This window comes from Bradyrhizobium sp. Ken51, assembly GCF_055807435.1.
This window is the reverse complement of the sequence record NZ_JBVVPB010000006.1, coordinates 101,844-120,945: the sequence shown is the minus strand read 5'-3', so window position 1 is coordinate 120,945 and position 19,102 is coordinate 101,844. Positions and strand designations below refer to the sequence as shown.

The following is a 19,102-nucleotide window of genomic DNA, read 5'->3' as shown; positions in this document are numbered from 1 at the left end:
GTTCGCCGGGGCCTTTTTGCTTAAGAGCCACACTTCATTGGCCGTTTGCCTTCAGGAGGCGTCGCATGCTCTACACCCCTCCCCCGATCGACCCCAAGGCGCCGCCGGTGCGCATCAATCTGCTCTCGGACACGCAGACAAAGCCGACACCTGCGATGCGCGAGGCGATGGCGCGCGCGGAGGTCGGCGACGAGCAGGTCGGCGATGATCCGACCGTGAACGCGCTATGCGAGCGCGTCGCCGAGTTGCTCGGCAAGGAAGCCGCCGTGTACATGCCCTCCGGCACGATGTGCAACGTCACCGCGACGCTGGTGCATTGCCGTCCCGGGGACGAGATCCTCGCGCATGAGAGCGCCCACATTATCGCGCGCGAAGGCGGCGCGCATGCTGCGATCGGCGGCTTCCAGGTCACGCAGCTGAAGGGACCCGACGGCCAGTTCACGCCGGAGACGTTCCGCAAAGCGCTGCATCCACGCACCCGCTATCAGCCGCCGCAGACGGTGGTCAGCGTCGAGCAGACCGCCAATATCGGCGGCGGCACAATCTGGAAGAAAGCCGCGCTCGACGAGATCGTCGCGATCGCGAAACAACATGGCCTCGTCACTCACATGGACGGCGCGCGTCTGCTCAACGCCACTGTCGCGAGCGGCATCTCCCCGCGTGACATGACCACGGGGTGGGATTCGGCCTGGATCGACTTCTCGAAAGGCTTGGGCGCGCCGATCGGCGGTGTGCTGGCGGGATCGCGCGCCTTCATCGATGCGGTCTGGCAGTGGAAGCAGCGGCTCGGCGGCTCGATGCGGCAGGCCGGAATTTGCGCGGCGGCCTGCATCTACGCGCTCGACCATCACGTCGACCGGCTCGCCGACGATCACGCCAACGCGCGCGCGCTCGCCCGCGGTCTGTCGCAGATCCCTGGCGTCGAAGTGCAGGAGCCCGAGACCAACCTGGTGTTCTTCAAGCCCGATGGAGCCGGCATTCCCGGCGACAAGATGGTCGCGGCACTGCGCCAGCGCGGCGTGACGCTTGCGATGATGGACGGCCGCATTCGCGCCTGCACGCATCTCGACGTCAATGCGAGCCAGATCGAGGAGACGATCGGCTACGTGCGCGAGATCGCGCGCGGAGCGTAAGTCCTGTAGCCCCGTAGCCCGGATGGAGCGCAGCGAAATCCGGGGCGACATCGGCAGCGGTCCGGATTGCGCTTCGCTCCATCCGGGCTACCACAGCGGGGCTAGACGAAAAGGCTACCGCCCCATCGCCTGGTAGATCAGCGTCTTCAGTGCCAGTTGAATCCGGCCGCGCTGCGTCGGGGTCTGCACCATGAAGATTCCGAACAGATCGTCCTCGGGATCGATGAAGAAGAACGTGCCGCCGACGCCGTCCCAGCGATATTCGCCGAGCGGCCACGCCGTTCCAGGGGGAACCGAGGTGCGCACGGCGAAGCCAAGACCGAAGCCGGAAGATCCGCCCGGATAATAGTTCTGGTCGCGCGCGATCTTCGTCTCCGACCCGATATGATCCGAGGCCATCAGCGCGATGGTCTCTGGCTTGAGATAGCGCCGGCCCTCATACGTGCCGCCGTTGAGCAGCATCTGGGCGAAGCGGGCGTAGTCGCCGACGGTACCGACCATGCCGCCGCCGCCCGATTCCCATGTCGCCGGCCGCCTGATGTCGCGGAGCTGCGTCGATGGATTGATGTAGCGATCCTCCGGTATCGGCTCGGCGATGCGCGGGAATTTGGCGGGATCGGCGACGAAGAAAGCCGTCTCGGTCATGCCGAGCGGATCGAGCAGCCGCTCCTTCTCGAACTGCAGCAGCGTCTTTCCCGTGATGATTTCGACGATGCGGCCGAGCACGTCGGTGGAATAGCCGTAGTCCCACACCGTGCCGGGCTGCTCGACCAGCGGCAGCGTGGCGATCTTGGCGACGAATTCGGCGTTGGTCAGATTGCTGTTGAAGAGATTGGCGTCCGCATAGAGCTCGCGCACCATACCGCCGCCGTAATAGCCGTAAGGCAGCCCTGAGGTGTGGCGCAGCAGATCCTTGATCGTGATTGGTCGCTCCAGCGGCTCCAGCGCCAGGGCGACTTTGCCGTCCTCGGCCTTTTTCTCGATACCGACCTTTATGCCGGAAAAGGCCGGAATGTATTTCGAGGCGGGATCGTCGAGCGAAAGCCTGCCCTCCTCGACCAGCATCATCGCCATCACGGAGGTGATCGGCTTCGACATCGAGTAGAGGCGGAAGATCGTGTCTGCGCTCATCGAGAGTTCGGTCGCGACGTCGCGGACGCCGAAATTCTGGTAATACACCGGCTTGCCGTGCTGCTGAAGCAGCAGGATGGCGCCGGGGATCTTGCCGGTGGCGACCTCGTTGCGGATGTAGTCGGAAACCTTCGCCAGCCCCGCGGGCGAGAGCGTGCGAACCTCAGGTCTCTCCGAGCCTGCCTTTGCAACGATGCCGCCGGCGAGAAGGACGAGCGCCGCGATCAATGCGCGGCGCCCGACCATGTCAATTCTCCATCGCTTCATAAACCAGCTGCTTCAATGTTCGCTGCACGCGCTGGCGCTCGGTCGGGGTCTGCTCCAGCAGCACGAAGAACATGTCCTGCTTGGGGTCGATCACGAAATAGCAGCCGGAGGCGCCGTCCCATTTCAATTCGCCGAGATCGCCGGGCGGCGGCGGTTTTGCGTTGCCGGGATCGGTGCGGACCGCAAGTCCGAGACCGAAGCCGAAACCATCGCCGGGGAAGTAGAAATAATCGCGATCGACACCCGACTTGGGTCCGATCTGGTCGGTCGCCATCAGCTTGAACGTCTCGGGCTTGAGAATCGTCTTGCCGTCGAGGCTGCCGCCGTTGAGCAGCATCTGCGTAAAGCGCTCATAATCCGCCATGGTCGTAACCATACCGCCGCTGGCAAACTGGATTTTCTTGGCGACCGTCGGATCGTTGATCCGTCCGACCCGGAAATCGCTGTCGTTCGGCACCGGCTGCGCCAGCAGCTTCTGCTTCTCGGGATCGGTGACGAAGAAGCCGGTATCGACCATGCCGAGCGGATCGAGCAGCTTCTCCCGTTCGATCTCGATGAGCGGCTTGCCGGCCGCGACTTCCATGACCCGGGCCAGGATATCGGTGGAATGGCCGTATTGCCACAGCGCGCCCGGCTGGTTGTGCAGCGGCAGTCTTGCGATGCGCTCGGCGAACTCCGCGAGGTCGAAATCGCCGGCATAGATGTTGGCCTCGCGATAGGCCTTGCGGACCAGACTGTCGCCGTAGAAGCCGTAGGTGACGCCCGAGGTGTGCGTCATCAAATCGTGCACCGTCATCGGCCGGTTCGGCGGCACGAGCTCGAGCGATTTGGTGCCGTCCTCGGCCTTCTTCTCGACGCCGACTTTCACGTTGGCGAAGGACGGAATGTATTTCGAGACGGGATCGTCGAGCTTGATCGTACCTTCCTCGATCAACTTCACTGCGACCACGGAAGCGATCGCCTTGCTCATCGAGAACAGGCGGAAGATCGTCTTGTCGGTGATCGGCGCCTTACTGACTACGTCCTGCACGCCGAAGACTTCGTGGTAGACCGGCTTGCCATGTTGCTTGATGAGCACGTTTGCGCCGGCGATCTTGCCGGTCGCGACCTCGTTCTTGAATAACTCGGTGATCCTGGCGAGCTTGTCCTTGTTGAAATGCGCGCCGGCCGGAATCTCGTAGGTGCCCTCCGCCCGCGCGAACGACATCGTACCCAACGACACAAGCGCGGCGCAGACCAGCGCACGCAGTCCAGACTGTGAAATCATATCCCCTCCCCGGAACATGGCCCGGCGGAGTGTACCGGCAGCGCCATCAGGCACAAGGGCTGCTGTGCCGCGCCAAAGCGTCCGCGTGCAGAACCGCGCTCTTTTCCGAGAAACAACAAAATATGACCTCGACGACCAGCGGCGCGGTCGGCAGGGCTTCAATGGTCGCATGGACCGCAATCGTCGCGGCCTGGTCGGCCGGAAAGCCGTAAACCCCGGTCGAAATCGCGGAGAACGCCACGGAGGTCAGCTGATTAGCCTCACAGAGCTCAAGCGCACGGCGGTAGCAGGAGCGCAGCGCCTCAGCCTCACCACGAGTGCCGCCGTGCCAGACCGGACCGACTGCATGGATCACATGACGCGCAGGGAGAAGGTAGCCCCGTGTGATCTTGGCATCGCCGGTCGGGCATCCTCCAAGCTTCCGGCACTCGGCTAGAAGCTCGGGACCGGCAGCGTCATGGATCGCACCATCGACGCCGCCCCCACCCAGGAGCGACGTGTTGGCCGCGTTGACGATGGCGTCAACGCTCAGCGTGGTGATGTCAGCAACAATGACCTTGAGCTCCGCGCCTCCGATCCGGCGCGTCAGCCCGGTCACGTATCAGGCCGCGACAGCGACGCCCTTTTCGGAGAAGAGCTGCTGCAACTCACCGGCCTGGAACATCTCGCGGACAATGTCGCAGCCGCCGACGAACTCGCCCTTCACATAGAGCTGCGGAATGGTCGGCCAGTTCGAAAAGTCCTTGATGCCGTTGCGCAGTTCGGCGGATTCGAGAACGTTGAGGCCCTTATAACCGACGCCGATGTGGTCGAGGATCTGGACGACCTGGCCGGAGAACCCGCACTGCGGAAATTGCGGCGTACCCTTCATGAACAGAACCACGTCGTTCGACTTCACTTCGTTAGCGATGAATTCCTCGATGCTCATATCCGTGTCCTTATGGGGCGGAGCCCACTCCAATTGCTTCGGGCTGGCTCAGCCGATTTAACCCGATCCCTCCCCATATATGTAGCCCAAACCGTTGTGCATCCAAAGTAAAATGGCGGCGAGCGGCCCCTGGGCGGACCGCTCTCGGCAGCAGCGGCCCATTGCATGATGGCACGAATATCATCGCCGGGGAGGACTTTCATACCGTCACGGAGCCCCTATCTAGGACGAACCCGGCGTTTTGGAACCCGACAACGCCAACAACGTTCTCTTGTCCTGTCTGGAGAAAAACGTGACGAAACAAGGCTCCGCTACGGCCCCCGCCCCGTCACCGTCGGCCGATTTGGGCGGCCTTGCCCAGAGGCTGGAAGACGCGTTTCTCGCCGTCCGCGACGAGACCGAGCGCCGGGCCGCGCCGCTGTCGCCGGAGGACCAGCAGATCCAGTCCATGCCGGACGCGAGCCCGACGAAATGGCACCGGGCGCACACCACCTGGTTCTGGGAGCAGTTCGTGCTCGGCGAGCACTGTGCGGGCTACCAGCCCTTTCATCCCGACTTCGCCTTCCTGTTCAATTCCTATTACGTCAGCGCCGGCCCGCGCCATTCCCGCAATCACCGCGGCGATATCACCCGTCCGAGCGCCGATCAGGTCGGCGCCTATCGAAAACATGTCGACGCTGCCGTCGTGAAATTCTTCGGCGACGCGGGCGAGGACAAGCTTCGCGAGATCGCGCCACTGGTCGAGGTCGGCCTCAACCACGAGCAGCAGCATCAGGAGTTGATGGTCACCGACATCCTGCACGCCTTCGCGCAGAATCCGATCCCGCCGGCCTATGATCCGGACTGGCGCTTCCCGACCGCGGCGCCGGCCGGCGACGATTGGCTGAGGCTGAACGAAGGCATCCACACCGTCGGTCATGTCGACGACAGTTTTCATTTCGACAACGAGAAGCCGGCCCATCGTGCCCTCGTCGGCCCGGTCAAGCTCGCACGCAATCTCGTCACCAATGGCGAATGGCTCGCCTTCATGCGCGACGGCGGCTACCGGACCGCAACGCTGTGGCTGATGGACGGTTTTGCGGCCGTGAACAACGAGGGCTGGGACGCCCCCGGCCATTGGCGCGAGATCGACGGCCAATGGCATGTGATGACGCTGGCCGGCCTCAAGCCGGTCGATCCCGACGCGCCGGTCTGCCACGTCAGCTATTACGAGGCCGACGCCTTCGCGCGCTGGGCGGGAAAACATCTGCCGACCGAGATGGAGTGGGAGGTCGCGGCTCGCGCCGGCCAGCTCAACGATGCCTTCGGCATCGCCTGGCAGTGGACCCGCAGCTCGTATTCGCCCTACCCCGGCTATCGCGCCATCGAAGGCGCCCTCGGCGAATACAATGGCAAGTTCATGGTCAACCAGCTGGTGCTGCGCGGCTCTTCGCTTGCAACCCCGGAAGGGCACAGCCGTATCACCTATCGCAACTTCTTTTATCCGCACCACCGCTGGCAATTCACGGGACTGCGGCTCGCCGACTACGAGTAAAATTCTCATCCGACGACAAATGCGCGCCGGACAGCGCGTTCAGGAGAGTATCATGAATGTGCACGCCAGCGCCTTGGCCGAAGCCCATCTTCCCGACGAGCAGACCACCGCCTTTGCCCGCGAGGCCATCGGGGACCTCTCGCAGCAGCCGAAAAAACTGTCGCCGAAATATTTCTACGATGCGGCCGGATCGGAATTGTTCGAAGCGATCACACGGCTGCCGGAATATTACCCGACGCGCACGGAGCTTGCGATCCTGAAGGAGCGCGGCAGCGAGATCGCGAAAATCATTCCGGAGCACGCGGCTCTCGTGGAGTTCGGCGCGGGCGCGACCACAAAGGTCCGGCTGCTGCTCAACCACTGCAAGTTCGCGGCCTATGTGCCTGTCGACATCTCCGGCGATTTCCTGAAGGCGCAGGCGAACGGCCTGAAGCGGGATTTTCCATCACTCGGCATCTACCCGGTGGCGGCCGACTTCACCACGCCCTTTGAGCTTCCCAAGGCAGTGGCGACCATGCCCAAGGTCGGATTCTTCCCGGGCTCCACCATCGGCAATTTCGAGCCGCATGAAGCGCAGGCCTTCCTGAAGAGCGCGCGCGCTATTCTGGGCCGGGGTGCGCAGATGATCATCGGCGCCGACCTCGAGAAGGAGGAGCGCCTGCTCCACGACGCCTATAATGATGCCGCCGGCGTCACCGCACGTTTCAACCTCAATGTGCTGGTGCGGATCAATCGCGAGCTCGGCGGCAATTTCGACCTCTCCGCCTTCACCCACCGCGCGATCTACAATCGCGAGCGGCACCGCATCGAGATGCACCTGATCAGCAAAAAGAGCCAGACCGTGCGCCTGCTCGGCACCAGCTTCTCGTTCCGCGCGGGCGAGAGCATCCACACCGAGAACAGCTACAAATACAGCCTCGAGCGTTTTGCCGCGCTGGCGCAAGGCGCCGGCTGGAAAGTGCGCGAGAGCTGGACGGATGCGGCGAAGATGTTCTCGGTGCACGCGCTGGAGGCGGCGGAGTAACGGCTCCGGGCCAATTGGCGCCGGCTCAATGCTCTTCGGCCTCTTCCGGCGTCGATCCCAGCGAGACCGACTCCCATACCGCGACAACGATCATGATCACTGTCGCGGCGACCGACAGCCATAGCGGCGAGAGCTCCGCGGCGAACCACGACAGCACCAGAAGCAGGATGATGCCAATCCCGTGCGAGAGCTGGAGGAAGCCCCGGATCGCGTGCTTGAACAGGATGGTGCCGACCAGGAACAGCAAGGGACCGCCGATCGTGCTGACGATGGTCCTGATATCGGAATGGCCGACCGGATGCTTCAGCACCAGCTCGTCGGAGACCGCGGTCAGGATGATGCCGGCGACGATCGGCATGTGCAGATAGGTATAGGCGAGCCGCGCCAACCGACCGGATTCGGCGGATTTCGAGATGCGCTCGGCGCCGGCCTCGGCGCCCTTGTGGAAATAGACCCACCACATCGCGATGGCGCCGACCAGCGCGGAGACGAAGGCCGAAATGTTGTCCGCGGTCCAGTCCAGCTCGGCAAAGGTCGCGCCGTTGACGACGACGGCCTCGCCAAGCGCGATGATGACGAAGAGCGAGCAGCGCTCGGCCATGTGGCCGCCTTCGACCGCCCAAGCCTCGACCGACGAGAAGCCCAGCTTCGGGACCCAGAAGCGCACCGCCGGCGAGACGTATTCGATCGACAACGCCCCGATCCAGAACCATAGCCGCGCCTCGTCATGGGCGAGGCCGCCGAGGATCCAGAAGATCGCGGAGACCGAGAGCCACGTCAGGATGCGGATCGCATTGTGCCGGACCGCCATTCGATGCCGCGGCGTTGCAAACATCCAGAAGGCCGTGCGCCCGACCTGCATCGTTGCGTAGGCGATCGCAAACCACAGGCCCCGGCCCTCGAACGCGGTCGGGATCGTCGTCGACAGCACGAGGCCGCCCAGCATCATCAGGAAGAGCAGGATCCGGACCGGCGTCAGCTCGGGATCGAGCCAGTTGGTGACCCAGGCGGTGTAGACCCACACCCACCATACCGCGAGAAACAGCACCGCGACGTGCACCGCACCGAGCGGCGTAAAATGGTGCAGCAGCGTGTGCGAGACCTGCGTGATCGCGAAAACGAAAACCAGGTCGAAGAACAGCTCTGCATTGGTGACGCGGCTGTGCTGGTTCGGCAGGATGACGCGGAACATCGCGCCGCGCGGATTGTCCGCAGCCATCGTCATCCCCCCGTCACGATCAGATCAAGCGCCCGGGACGCCTGTTTGCAGCGCCAGGGCATGCAGCACGCCGCCCATCTGGCCGCGCAGGGACTGATAGACGATCTGGTGCTGCTGGACGCGGGACTTGCCGCGGAAGGATTCCGAGATCACGGTCGCGGCATAGTGATCGCCGTCCCCGGCGAGGTCACGGATGGTCACCTCGGCATCGGGGATCGCCGCCTTGATCATCGCCTCGATATCGTGGGCGTCCATTGGCATTCGGGTCGTGCTCCTGTCTCGGCTGCAATCAGCCTTGTCGTCGAATCGCTGCCGGGGTCCGGATCCGCAAAGCCGATCTTGCCGGCGGGGCCAAACTTAGCGTGAACGGCCTTCTACGTCACGCCTTGAGGCACTATATCCGTGATCCCATTGCGATAAAGCCACGACAAAGTGCCGCGCGCGGCAGACTGATCGAAAAGGCATCAAATCATGAAGCTTCCAGGGCCCGACCACCCCATCACCATCACCCCAAATCCCCGACGCGTCCGCGTCACGGCCGGCGATATCGTGATCGCCGAGACCAGCAAGGCGCTGACGCTGAAAGAGGCGAAATATCCGGCGGTGCAATATGTGCCGCGACAGGACGCTAACATGGCGCTGCTGGAGCGCACCGACCGCGTCACCCATTGCCCCTACAAGGGGGATGCGAGCTATTACAGCGTCAAGGCCGACGGCCAGACGCTGGACAACGCGATCTGGACCTATGAGGCGCCCTTCCCCGCGATGACGGAGATTTCCGGTCACCTCGCCTTCTACCCGGACAAGGTGAAGATCGAGGAAGTGGGGTAGCCGCTGAGAGTTCGTCATGCCCGGGCTTGTCCCGCCTGCGCGGCCAAAGCCGCTTCGGCGAGGCGAAGGCCCGGGCATCCACGTTCTTGGTCATGCGCGGATGGCCTGGATGGCCGGGACGAGCCCGGCCATGACGGCAGCGATGGCTGACGCGAGCCCCGCTACGCCCTGAAGATCGTGAGCCCCAGGATCAGCAGCACCAGGAAAATCGCGACGAACACATAGAACAGGAAGCGGGCGATGTCGGCGGAAGCGGCCGAGATGCCGGTGAAGCCGAGCACGCCGGCCACGATCGAGACCAGTAAGAAGATCAGCGCCCATTTCAGGATCGTCATCGCCAGCTCCGAAATTGTACCGCCTTGCCACGGCCTCAAGCCCTTTTGGCGAACGCTAACTTCGTCGCAGGGAACTGGTTCCTAGGGTGTCGGGACCTGCAGACGTGTCAAACGACCCTTGCTGAATCCGGTTCCCGGCGGCAAAGTCCGGCGGGGATAGAAGCGCGACCGGGGCGGCCACGATGACGATGTCACATTCAGCGACGATCGGGGCAGAGGTGCACGCGGCGCCGAGGGCCAAGGCGCGCAACCTGTCGCTCGATCGTGCCCGCACCTTCCTCACGCTGGTGGTGCTGCTGCACCACGCCGTCATTCCCTACACCTATTTCGGTCACACCGATCCGGCCTTCTGGGCCGGTTTCGACATCGTCGTGCTGGCCACCGACAGCTTCTTCATGGCCATGTTCTTCTTCCTGTCAGGACTGTTCACCTGGCCGGGCATCGCGCGCAAGGCGCCGTCGGTCTTTCTCCGTGACCGCCTGTTACGGCTCGGGCTGCCGTTCGCGATCGCGGCGTTCACGGTCATCCCGCTCGCCTATTACGCAATCGCGCTGCGGCACGATCCGGGCCTGGGCTTCACGGCGTTCTGGTGGAAGACGATCACGGTCGGCCCGTGGCCCAGCGGCCCGATCTGGTTCGTGTGGGTGCTGCTGGCGTTCGATCTGACCGCGAGCCTGCTCTACCGGGTCTCCGCGCATCTGGTCGATCCCGGCAACCGCGTGTCGCTGCGCGGATTCGACCAGCCGGCCGTATTCTGGCTGCTGCTCGTGATCGTCGCGACAATCGCCTACGTGCCGGCGCTGCTCTATTTCGGCGGCAGCAAATGGTTCGAGTTCGGGCCGTTTTCGGTGCAGGCGAGCCGCGTCCTGCTCTACTTCGCCTATTTCTTCATCGGCGTCAGTGTTGGAGCTGCGAATTTCGATCGCGGTATCCTCAGCGCCGGCGGCCAGTTGCCGAAACAGCGCTGGCTGTGGGTGCTCGCCACGCTGATCCCCTACTGCCTGATGTGGGGCATGATCTACATCAAGCGCGAAGTTCTGGGCAATCCAGACCCGCAGCCGCACTGGTACCAGGCGATCTACGGCACGTTGTTCGTGCTGTTTTCGGCCGGAATCCTGCTCGCGATCCTCGCCTTCTTCCTGCACCAGAAGTCGCCGGGCCCGAACCTGCTCGACCGCATGCAGGCGGATGCCTACGGCATCTTCCTGGTGCACTACCCGATCGCGTTGTGGATCCAGTACGCGCTGTACGACTACGGGTGGCCGGCGATCGTGAAGGCCACGATCGGCTTCGTGCTCACGGTGATCTTGAGCTGGGGACTGACGGCGGGCTTGCGGAAGATTCCGGGGGCCTCGCACGTGCTGTGAGGCCGAGCTCTTTCCATTCGTCATTGCGAGGAGCTCTTGCGACGAGCAATCCAGAGTGCCTCGGCGGTGAGGCTCTGGATTGCTTCGCTGCGCTCGCAATGACGGAGTTCGGGGAAGCGCCTTACGCCGCCTTGCCGCCCATATACTCCGGCAGCCAGCGCTCGAAGGAGGTCCGCAGCGCGTCGATCGTTACAGGCGCCTCGCCCGCGATCGCGACGGCGTCGCCGCCGGTGGTGCCGATCCGCACGCAGGGCACCTCGCAGCCGCGCATCTTGGCGAGCACGCGGCCGGCCTCGGTCTCAGGCACAGTGACGAGATAGCGTGCCTGGTCCTCGCCGAACCAATAGGCCTGAGGCACCAGCGCGGTCGGCGCGGCGAGCAGTTTTGCGCCGATGCCGCTCGCCATCGCCATCTCGGCAAGCGCGATCAGCAGGCCGCCGTCGGAGAGATCGTGCACGGCGGTCGCGGTGCCCGCATGGATCATGCCGCGGACGCAATCGCCGTTGCGCTTCTCCGCCGCGAGGTCGACCGGCGGGGGCGCACCCTCCTCGCGACCGCAGATGTCGCGCAAGTAAACCGACTGGCCGAGCCAGCCGTGAGTCTCGCCGATCAGGAGGATCGCCTCGCGCTCCGCCTTGAAGGCGAGCGAGGCCGACTTGGTGAAATCGTCGAGCAGGCCGACGCCGCCGATCGAGGGCGTCGGCAGGATCGCGCGGCCATTGGTCTCGTTGTAGAGCGAGACGTTGCCGGACACGACCGGGAAGTCGAGCGTGCGGCAGGCTTCCGAGATGCCCTTCAGGCAGCCGACGAACTGGCCCATGATCTCGGGCCGCTCTGGATTGCCGAAATTGAGATTGTCGGTGATCGCGAGCGGCTTGCCGCCGACCGCGGTGATGTTGCGCCAGGCTTCCGCCACCGCCTGCATGCCACCCTGATACGGATCGGCCTCGCAATAGCGCGGCGTCACGTCGACGGTCAGCGCCAGGCCCTTCGGACCGTCCTGCACGCGCACCACGGCGGCATCGCCGCCGGGGCGCTGCATGGTGTTGCCGAGAATGACGTGGTCGTACTGCTCCCAGACCCAGCGCTTGCTGCACATATCGGGCGTGCCGATCAGCTTTTCGAGCGCGGCACCGAGACCCATCGGAGCCGGCACCTCGCGCGCATGCACGACCGTCAAGGCGGCGGAGGGGACATGCGGGCGGTCATAGAGCGGCGCCTCATCGCCGAGCTCCTTGATCGGCAAATCGGCCATGACGTCACCGCCATGCTTGACCACAAAGCGCTTGCTCGGCGTGGTGTAGCCGACCACGGCGAAATCGAGGCCCCACTTCTTGAAGATCGCCTCGGCCTCTTTCTCCTTCTCGGGCTTGAGCACCATGAGCATGCGCTCCTGGCTCTCCGAGAGCATCATCTCGTAGGCGCTCATCCCGATCTCGCGGGTCGGCACCGCATCGAGATCGAGGTCGACGCCGAGGTCGCCTTTGGCGCCCATCTCGACCGCCGAACACGTCAGCCCCGCCGCGCCCATGTCCTGGATCGCGATGACGCAGCCCCTTTCCATGATCTCGAGACAAGCCTCCAACAGCAGCTTCTCGGCGAAGGGATCGCCGACCTGCACGGTCGGACGCTTCTCCTCGGATTTGTCGTCGAACTCGGCCGAGGCCATCGAAGCGCCGTGGATACCGTCGCGGCCGGTCTTGGAGCCGAGATAGACGATCGGCATGTTCACGCCGGAGGCGGCCGCATAGAAGATCTTGTCGGTATCGGCGAGGCCGACCGCCATTGCGTTGACGAGGATGTTGCCGTCATAGCGGGTGTGGAAGCGGACCTGGCCGCCGACCGTCGGCACGCCGAAAGAGTTGCCATAGCCGCCGACGCCGGCGACGACACCCGAGACGAGGTGCCGCGTCCTGGCATGCTCCGGTGCGCCGAAGCTCAGCGCGTTGAGGCAGGCGATCGGCCGCGCGCCCATCGTGAAGACGTCGCGCAAGATGCCGCCGACGCCGGTGGTCGCACCCTGGTACGGCTCGATATAGCTTGGGTGGTTGTGGCTCTCCATCTTGAAGACCACGGCCTGGCCGTCGCCGATGTCGATCACGCCGGCATTCTCGCCCGGGCCCTGGATCACCCAAGGCGCCTTGGTCGGGAGGCCCTTCAGATGGAGGCGCGAGGATTTGTACGAGCAGTGCTCGTTCCACATCGCCGAGAAGATGCCGAGCTCGGTGAAGGTCGGCTCCCGCCCGATCAGCTTCAGGATGCGCTCATATTCATCGGGCTTGAGCCCGTGGGCGGCAATCAGCTCGGGGGTGATCTTTGGTTCGTTCTTCATGGATTCGAGGCTTTCGACGGCGGTAGGCCGTTCTTAGGAACATCGGACGGCTTGGAAAAGCCCTTTATGGCGCATTTTCCCGCTGTCCCACGTTTTGCGGCCGGGGGCTGCGGGAACAGGAATTGCACAGCACGGGCAGATCGGATTTAAGGGCAAAAGACCCGCAATTGAAGGCCCATTTCCTTGCATGAATTGACCAAAGCGCCCCCGCCTCGCCGCCCCGACCTCCACGTCGCCACCGACGGGGAATTCCAGGGCTGGCGGACCTGGATTCGCGACAGTTTTGAGAGCCATATCGGCCCGTTCTGGCACAAGATCGAGGACGACGGCAGCGTCCGCTCGGCGTTCCGGGTCGAGAAGAAGCACCTCAACGGCTCCGGAAACGTCCATGGCGGCTGCTTCATGGCATTTTCCGACTATTGCCTGTTCGCGATCGCCACCCACGAACTGGATGGGCCGGCCGTGACCACCAATTTCGCCTGCGACTTCCTCGATGCGGCGCGCGAAGGCGAGCTGATCGAATGCGTCGGCGAAGTCTCCCGCGCCGGGGGCTCGCTGATCTTCCTGCGCGGCAAGCTGACGTCAGGCGGGCGGCCCCTGTTCACATTCTCCGGCACGATCAAGCGGGTGAAGCGGAAGCCGGCACTGCAGCCAAACGCATAGCTCGCCGCCTTCCCTTTTGGCGCCCCCTCGCCCAGACTTGTGTCCAGCGCTGTCGCGCCGGGGAGCAACATCAAGGTGCCGCAGAGCACACCGCCGACGGCTCGCGCCACGGCCTCGCCATTGCCATCCATGCCCGCCGCCGGCGCGCGCAACTGGCGCGATTATGCGCTGCTCGTCGCGCTCGCCTGCTGCTGGAGCTCAACCTATCCGCTGGCCAAGCTCGCGCTGGACACGATCCCGCCCATCACCTTCATCTCAGCGCGGTCGCTGATCGCGGCCGCGTTCCTGTTCGCGATCCTGTGGATGCGCGGCGTCAGGATCCCGACCGACGGGAAGGCCTGGAAGTTGTTCGCAACCCAGCAATTGATCAACTCGACCTTTCCGTTCCTGATCATCACCTGGTCGCAGCAATATGTGCCGGCGTCGAACACGGTGGTGTTGGCTTCGACCACGCCGATCTTCGCCTTTCTGATCACCTCGCTGATCACGCGTCACGAGCCGGCAACGCTGCTGAAGCTCGCAGGCGCGCTCCTCGGCCTTGCCGGCACCATCGTCATCGTGGGCCTGGATGCGCTGCGCGGCTTCGGCAGCGAAATCGTGGCCGAGATCGCCATCCTGCTCGCCACCATCTCGTTCGCCTGCGCCACGATCTTCGGCCTGCGGCTGTCCGAATACGACCCGATGGTGGTGGCGGCCGGCTCACTGCTGTTCGGCGGCCTCGTGCTGCTGCCGCCCTCGCTGATCATCGACCAGCCCTGGACGCTGCACCCGACGCCGACCGCGATCACAGCCACCATCGTCATGGGCATCGTCTCCAGCGCCCTGGGGCTCATGCTGTTCTACATGTGCCTGGGACGGCTCGGCACGCTGACGACGAATGCGCAGGGCTATCTGCGCATTCCGATCGGCGTCGGCCTCTCCGTGCTGCTGCTCGGCGAGAGCGTACCCTCGAACCTGGCGCTGGGACTGGTGCTGGTCATGGCGGGCGTCGCGGCCATGACAGTTCCGACGGAACGTTTGAAACGACGCTAGCTATTACTTGGCGTCGTCCGCCAGCATCTTGCGATACTTCTCGACGTCGCGCGTCACGAGCTTTTGTAGCACCTCGGGCGTGTGCTCGTCGGCATCGGGGGCTACGGTCGAGAGGTCGGCAAAGCGCTTCTTCACCGCGTCGGTTTCGACCGCCGTGCGTGCCGCTGCATTCAGCTTGGCGATGATTGCCGCAGGCGTGCCCTTGGGCGCGAACAGGCCGTTCCAGCCCTGCGCTTCGAATTCGGGCAGGCCGGCTTCGGCTGATGTCGGCAGGTCAGGCACTGTGGCGAGCCGGACGGTCGAGCCGACCACGAGCCCGCGCGCCAGCTTCTCGTTGATCGACTGCGAGACGGAGGCTGCCGCATCGCAGACGCCGTCGATCTGGCCGCCGATCGCATCGGTGAGCGCGGGCGCGGCGCCGCGATAGCCGACCAGCGTCGCGTCGATCCCGGCGGCCGTGATGAAGCTCTTGCAGATAAGGTAATTCGAAGAGCCGACGCCGGCATGGCCGAGATTGATCTTGCCCGGGTTGACCTTGGCGTAGGCGATGAACTCCTTCAGGTCCTTTGCCGGAAAATCCTTGCGCACGGCGATGATGCCGAACGTCTTCGCCACCATGGCGATCGGCACGAAGGAGTCCGGCGTGAACGGCAGTTTGGGATAGATGGTATAGGTCGCGGCGTTGGTGCCGGCATTGCCGATTGCAATGGTGTAGCCGTCAGGCTCGGCACGGGAGGCGCGCGCCAGTGCGGTCGAGCCGCCGGCGCCGGCGACGTTCTCGATCACGATGGTCTGGCCGAGCGCGATGCCCATCTGCTCGGCAACCGTGCGCGCGATCACGTCGGACGTGCCGCCGGCCGCGAACGGCACGATCATGGTGACCGGACGCTTGGGGAAGTCCTGCGCGAACGCGGCCGTCGAGAGCGTAACGACGGCGACAGCGGCCGACAGCCGCTTCAGCACGGACCTAATCACGCGGCCTTTTCCAGATGCGCGGTGAGGCCGGCGAACAGGCCGCGGCCGTCGGTGCAGCCCATAATGTCTTCGACGTGGTTTTCCGGATGCGGCATCATGCCGAGCACGTTGCCCTTGTCGTTGACGATGCCGGCGATGGATTGCGCGGCGCCATTGATGTTGCTGACATCGTCGATCGCACCGTCGGCCGAGCAATAGCGGTAAAGCACGCGACCGTCACCTTCGAGCCGCTTGATGGTCTCCGCGTCCGCCGCATAATTGCCCTCGCCATGCGCGATGGGCACGCGGATCACCTGCCCTGCATTGTAGCCGCGCGTGAACGGCGTGTCGGAGCGCTCGACGCGGAGATGCACGTCGTGGCAGATGAATTTCAGCCGCGCATTGCGCATCAGGACGCCGGGCAAGAGGCCGGACTCGCAGAGGATCTGAAAGCCGTTGCAGACGCCGAGCACGAGGCCGCCCTTGGCCGCATAGTCGCGCACCGCGTCCATCACCGGCGCCCGCGCCGCAATCGCGCCGCAGCGCAGATAATCGCCATAGGAGAACCCACCGGGCACCACCACGAGGTCGGTGCCATCAGGCAGCGACGTCTCGGCGTGCCAGACCATCGCGGGCTCGCTGCCCGAGATCAGCCTCAAGGCGCGCGCCATGTCGCGCTCACGGTTGATTCCGGGAAAGACGAGGATGGCGGCTTTCATGGCAGAGGTTCCGAACGAGGATTGGAATGGGGCTGGCACGGCTGCCAAATCGCCAGCAGACATATCCATTTGACGGGGATTTTACCAGTGCTAGCCTCGGCAGCGAGCGTTGTGCACAGGCCATAGCCCGCCATTCGGCCGATCGATTCGCCCGGGATTAAAGCCATGAATGTCCCGTCGCTGCCCACATTCCCCTCCGAGCCGGTGTCCACCGAGGGCGTCATCGCCGCCGGTGCCTATGTCGACGGCCGGCGCGTCGCCAATATCGCCATCAGCGAAGCCTCGAGCTGGCGGGCGAAGCCCGGCCACGTGGTCTGGATCGGGCTGCACGAACCCGACATGGCGCTGCTCAGCGCGGTGCAGAAGCAGTTCGACCTGCACGAGCTCGCCATCGAGGACGCCAACCACGCCCATCAGCGACCGAAGATCGAGCAATATGGCGAGGCCCTGTTCATCGTGGCGCGGACTGCGCAACTGATCGAGGGCCGGATCGCCTTCGGCGAGACGCACATCTTCGTTGGCGAAGGCTATCTGGTCTCGGTGCGCCACGGCGCGTCGACGTCCTACACCCCGGTGCGCGAACGCTGCGAAAGCTGCCCGCGAGCGCTCGCGCGCGGCGAGGACTACATCCTCTACGCCATTCTCGATTTCATCGTCGACAACTACTCGCCCGTGCTCGAGAGCATTCACGAAGAAGTCGAGAGCATTGAGGATGACGTGCTCTCCAAGGCGATCAGCAAGGCGCAGATCGAACGGCTCTATATGCTGCGCCGCGACCTCTTGCGGCTCCGGACCGCGATCGGCCCTCTGGTCGAGGTCTGCCGCCGGCTCGAGCATGACGAGCTGGCGATGGTGCGCGCGACGATGCAGCCGCTGTTCCGCGACGTCACCGACCACGTCAGGAATATCCAGGAACGGATCGATTCGATGCGCGAGGTGCTGGCCTTCGCCTTTGAAGCGAGCCTGCTGGTCGGCCAGGCCCAGGAGACGGCGGTCTCCAAGAAGCTTGCCTCATGGCTCGCGATCATCGCCATCCCGACCGCGCTTGCCGGCATCTACGGCATGAACTTCAAGCACATGCCGGAGCTGGACTGGGAATACGGCTATTACACGCTGCTCGGCGTGATGCTGACGGCGTGCGGCGCGCTGTACTGGCGCTTTCGTCGGGTCGGATGGCTGTGAGCCATCCCGGTCACCCGATCAGCTCGACCCGATAATTCTCGATCACGGTGTTCGCCAGGAGCTTGTCGGCGGCGTCCTTCAACGCCGCCTCCGCCTTCGCCTTGTCTGCGCCCGCGAGCTCGATGTCGAACACCTTGCCCTGGCGAACGCTGGCGACGCCGTCGACGCCGAGCGACTTCAACGCACCCTCGATCGCCTTGCCCTGCGGATCGAGGATGCCCGTTTTCAACGTAACGGTAACACGTGCCTTCACGTCAGATCCCTCTTAGCTCTTCACCAGCACCGGGCCGGAGCCCGCCGGACGCTCGTTCTCCATGAGAATGCCGAGACGCTTGGCGACTTCGGTATAGGCCTCGAGCAGCCCACCGAGATCCCTACGGAAACGGTCCTTGTCGAGCTTCTCGTTCGACTTGATGTCCCACAGACGGCAGCTATCCGGGGAAATCTCGTCGGCGACGATGATCCGCATCATATCGTTCTCGAACAGCCGGCCGCACTCCATCTTGAAGTCGACGAGGCGGATGCCGATGCCGAGGAAGAGACCGGTGAGGAAGTCGTTGACACGGATGGCAAGCGCCATGATGTCGTCGATCTCCTGCGGCGTCGCCCAGCCGAAAGCAGTGATGTGCTCTTCGGACACCATGGGGTCGTTGAGCTGGTCGTTCTTGTAGTAGAACTCGATGATCGAGCGGGGCAGCTGCGTGCCCTCCTCGATGCCGAGGCGCTGCGACAGCGAGCCGGCGGCAACGTTCCGCACCACCACTTCCAGCGGCACGATCTCGACTTCGCGAATCAACTGCTCGCGCATGTTGAGGCGGCGGATGAAATGGGTCGGCACCCCGATGTCGTTGAGGTGCTGAAACAGGTACTCCGAGATCCGGTTGTTGAGGACACCCTTGCCCTCGATCACCTGATGCTTTTTCGCATTGAACGCGGTGGCGTCATCCTTGAAGTGCTGGATCAGGGTACCGGGCTCCGGGCCTTCGTAAAGAACCTTTGCCTTGCCTTCATAAATGCGACGCCGACGGCTCATGGGGATGTACCGTGTTTTGTTGAAATCCATGTATTTGGTGTGCTCCGGTTGACGAGACTACGACCCACAGCGGAGCTGCCGTGAACAGCCTGGAACCCGAGAAAACAGAACGGGAACCCAGCCTGAGGCAACCTATCCGATTGGCTCCCCC

Annotated in this window: 20 protein-coding genes; 8 read left to right on the top strand and 12 right to left on the bottom strand. The window is 64.1% G+C overall.

Annotated features, from left to right (window positions below):
• Positions 1–65: 65 nt before the first annotated feature.
• Entirely contained in the window at positions 66–1,133 is a 1,068-nt protein-coding gene (locus AC0L27_RS13250) for a threonine aldolase family protein (protein WP_473319399.1), read from the top strand.
• A 114-nt stretch (positions 1,134–1,247) separates the two neighbouring features.
• Here the strand turns inward: AC0L27_RS13250 and AC0L27_RS13245 are convergent, their stop codons facing one another.
• From AC0L27_RS13245 to grxD, 4 genes are read right to left on the bottom strand one after another with little or no spacing between them, the layout of a single operon-like run.
• A complete protein-coding gene (locus AC0L27_RS13245) occupies positions 1,248–2,510 on the bottom strand; it encodes a serine hydrolase domain-containing protein (RefSeq protein ID WP_354208500.1) in 1,263 nt (420 codons plus the stop codon).
• A gap of 1 nt (position 2,511) precedes the next feature.
• Positions 2,512–3,798 (bottom strand): serine hydrolase domain-containing protein, encoded by a 1,287-nt coding sequence (locus tag AC0L27_RS13240; RefSeq protein ID WP_354208499.1) that lies wholly within the window; start codon positions 3,796–3,798, stop codon positions 2,512–2,514.
• Between the two features lie 46 nt (positions 3,799–3,844).
• Entirely contained in the window at positions 3,845–4,396 is a 552-nt protein-coding gene (locus AC0L27_RS13235) for an O-acetyl-ADP-ribose deacetylase (RefSeq protein ID WP_354254859.1), read from the bottom strand.
• A gap of 3 nt (positions 4,397–4,399) precedes the next feature.
• Positions 4,400–4,726 (bottom strand): Grx4 family monothiol glutaredoxin, encoded by a 327-nt coding sequence (gene grxD / locus AC0L27_RS13230; RefSeq protein ID WP_063995769.1) that lies wholly within the window; start codon positions 4,724–4,726, stop codon positions 4,400–4,402.
• 241 nt (positions 4,727–4,967) lie between these two features.
• Here grxD and egtB point away from each other — a divergent pair, with 241 nt between their 5' ends.
• Positions 4,968–6,260, top strand: a complete 1,293-nt coding sequence (gene egtB, locus AC0L27_RS13225; RefSeq protein WP_354254858.1) for an ergothioneine biosynthesis protein EgtB — start codon at positions 4,968–4,970, stop codon at positions 6,258–6,260.
• A gap of 52 nt (positions 6,261–6,312) precedes the next feature.
• A complete protein-coding gene (gene egtD / locus AC0L27_RS13220) occupies positions 6,313–7,284 on the top strand; it encodes an L-histidine N(alpha)-methyltransferase (protein WP_354208496.1) in 972 nt (323 codons plus the stop codon).
• Between the two features lie 25 nt (positions 7,285–7,309).
• On the opposite strand, the gene AC0L27_RS13215 is transcribed toward egtD, so the two are convergent.
• The gene (locus AC0L27_RS13215) at positions 7,310–8,503 is read right to left on the bottom strand and encodes a low temperature requirement protein A (RefSeq protein WP_354208672.1); all 1,194 of its coding nucleotides are present in this window, start codon (positions 8,501–8,503) and stop codon (positions 7,310–7,312) included.
• A 24-nt stretch (positions 8,504–8,527) separates the two neighbouring features.
• The gene (locus AC0L27_RS13210) at positions 8,528–8,764 is read right to left on the bottom strand and encodes a BolA family protein (protein ID WP_018316584.1); all 237 of its coding nucleotides are present in this window, start codon (positions 8,762–8,764) and stop codon (positions 8,528–8,530) included.
• Between the two features lie 210 nt (positions 8,765–8,974).
• Here AC0L27_RS13210 and AC0L27_RS13205 point away from each other — a divergent pair, with 210 nt between their 5' ends.
• Positions 8,975–9,334, top strand: coding sequence for a DUF427 domain-containing protein (locus tag AC0L27_RS13205; protein ID WP_473319395.1), 360 nt, complete (start codon positions 8,975–8,977; stop codon positions 9,332–9,334).
• Positions 9,335–9,495: 161 nt separating this feature from the next.
• Here AC0L27_RS13205 and AC0L27_RS13200 read toward each other — a convergent pair whose 3' ends face one another.
• Entirely contained in the window at positions 9,496–9,669 is a 174-nt protein-coding gene (locus tag AC0L27_RS13200) for a DUF1328 domain-containing protein (RefSeq protein WP_007602280.1), read from the bottom strand.
• A 188-nt stretch (positions 9,670–9,857) separates the two neighbouring features.
• Between AC0L27_RS13200 and AC0L27_RS13195 the strand changes: the two genes are divergently transcribed.
• Complete coding sequence (locus AC0L27_RS13195) at positions 9,858–11,036, top strand: acyltransferase family protein (RefSeq protein WP_354254872.1); 1,179 nt, start codon at positions 9,858–9,860, stop codon at positions 11,034–11,036.
• Positions 11,037–11,157: 121 nt separating this feature from the next.
• On the opposite strand, the gene purL is transcribed toward AC0L27_RS13195, so the two are convergent.
• Positions 11,158–13,368 carry a phosphoribosylformylglycinamidine synthase subunit PurL gene (purL, locus tag AC0L27_RS13190; protein WP_354208495.1) on the bottom strand — a complete coding sequence of 737 codons (2,211 nt, stop codon included), beginning with the start codon at positions 13,366–13,368 and terminating at the stop codon, positions 11,158–11,160.
• Positions 13,369–13,551: 183 nt separating this feature from the next.
• Between purL and AC0L27_RS13185 the strand changes: the two genes are divergently transcribed.
• Positions 13,552–14,031 carry a PaaI family thioesterase gene (locus AC0L27_RS13185; protein ID WP_275170072.1) on the top strand — a complete coding sequence of 160 codons (480 nt, stop codon included), beginning with the start codon at positions 13,552–13,554 and terminating at the stop codon, positions 14,029–14,031.
• A 75-nt stretch (positions 14,032–14,106) separates the two neighbouring features.
• Positions 14,107–15,063, top strand: a complete 957-nt coding sequence (locus AC0L27_RS13180; protein WP_354208494.1) for a DMT family transporter — start codon at positions 14,107–14,109, stop codon at positions 15,061–15,063.
• A 3-nt stretch (positions 15,064–15,066) separates the two neighbouring features.
• Here AC0L27_RS13180 and AC0L27_RS13175 read toward each other — a convergent pair whose 3' ends face one another.
• Together AC0L27_RS13175 and purQ are read right to left on the bottom strand one after the other, a co-directional pair.
• Entirely contained in the window at positions 15,067–16,038 is a 972-nt protein-coding gene (locus AC0L27_RS13175) for a tripartite tricarboxylate transporter substrate binding protein BugD (protein WP_354208493.1), read from the bottom strand.
• The gene (gene purQ, locus AC0L27_RS13170) at positions 16,035–16,736 is read right to left on the bottom strand and encodes a phosphoribosylformylglycinamidine synthase subunit PurQ (protein ID WP_354208492.1); all 702 of its coding nucleotides are present in this window, start codon (positions 16,734–16,736) and stop codon (positions 16,035–16,037) included. Before purQ ends, AC0L27_RS13175 begins: the two co-directional genes overlap by 4 nt.
• Before the next feature lie 165 nt (positions 16,737–16,901).
• On the opposite strand from purQ, the gene AC0L27_RS13165 reads away from it, so the two are divergent.
• The gene (locus tag AC0L27_RS13165) at positions 16,902–17,918 is read left to right on the top strand and encodes a magnesium and cobalt transport protein CorA (RefSeq protein WP_354208491.1); all 1,017 of its coding nucleotides are present in this window, start codon (positions 16,902–16,904) and stop codon (positions 17,916–17,918) included.
• Between the two features lie 10 nt (positions 17,919–17,928).
• On the opposite strand, the gene purS is transcribed toward AC0L27_RS13165, so the two are convergent.
• Together purS and purC are read right to left on the bottom strand one after the other, a co-directional pair.
• Positions 17,929–18,171: a phosphoribosylformylglycinamidine synthase subunit PurS gene (gene purS, locus AC0L27_RS13160; RefSeq protein WP_007602264.1), complete on the bottom strand. Its 243-nt coding sequence runs from the start codon at positions 18,169–18,171 to the stop codon at positions 17,929–17,931.
• Between the two features lie 12 nt (positions 18,172–18,183).
• Positions 18,184–18,951, bottom strand: a complete 768-nt coding sequence (gene purC / locus AC0L27_RS13155) for a phosphoribosylaminoimidazolesuccinocarboxamide synthase (protein WP_171944915.1) — start codon at positions 18,949–18,951, stop codon at positions 18,184–18,186.
• Positions 18,952–19,102 lie beyond the last annotated feature (151 nt).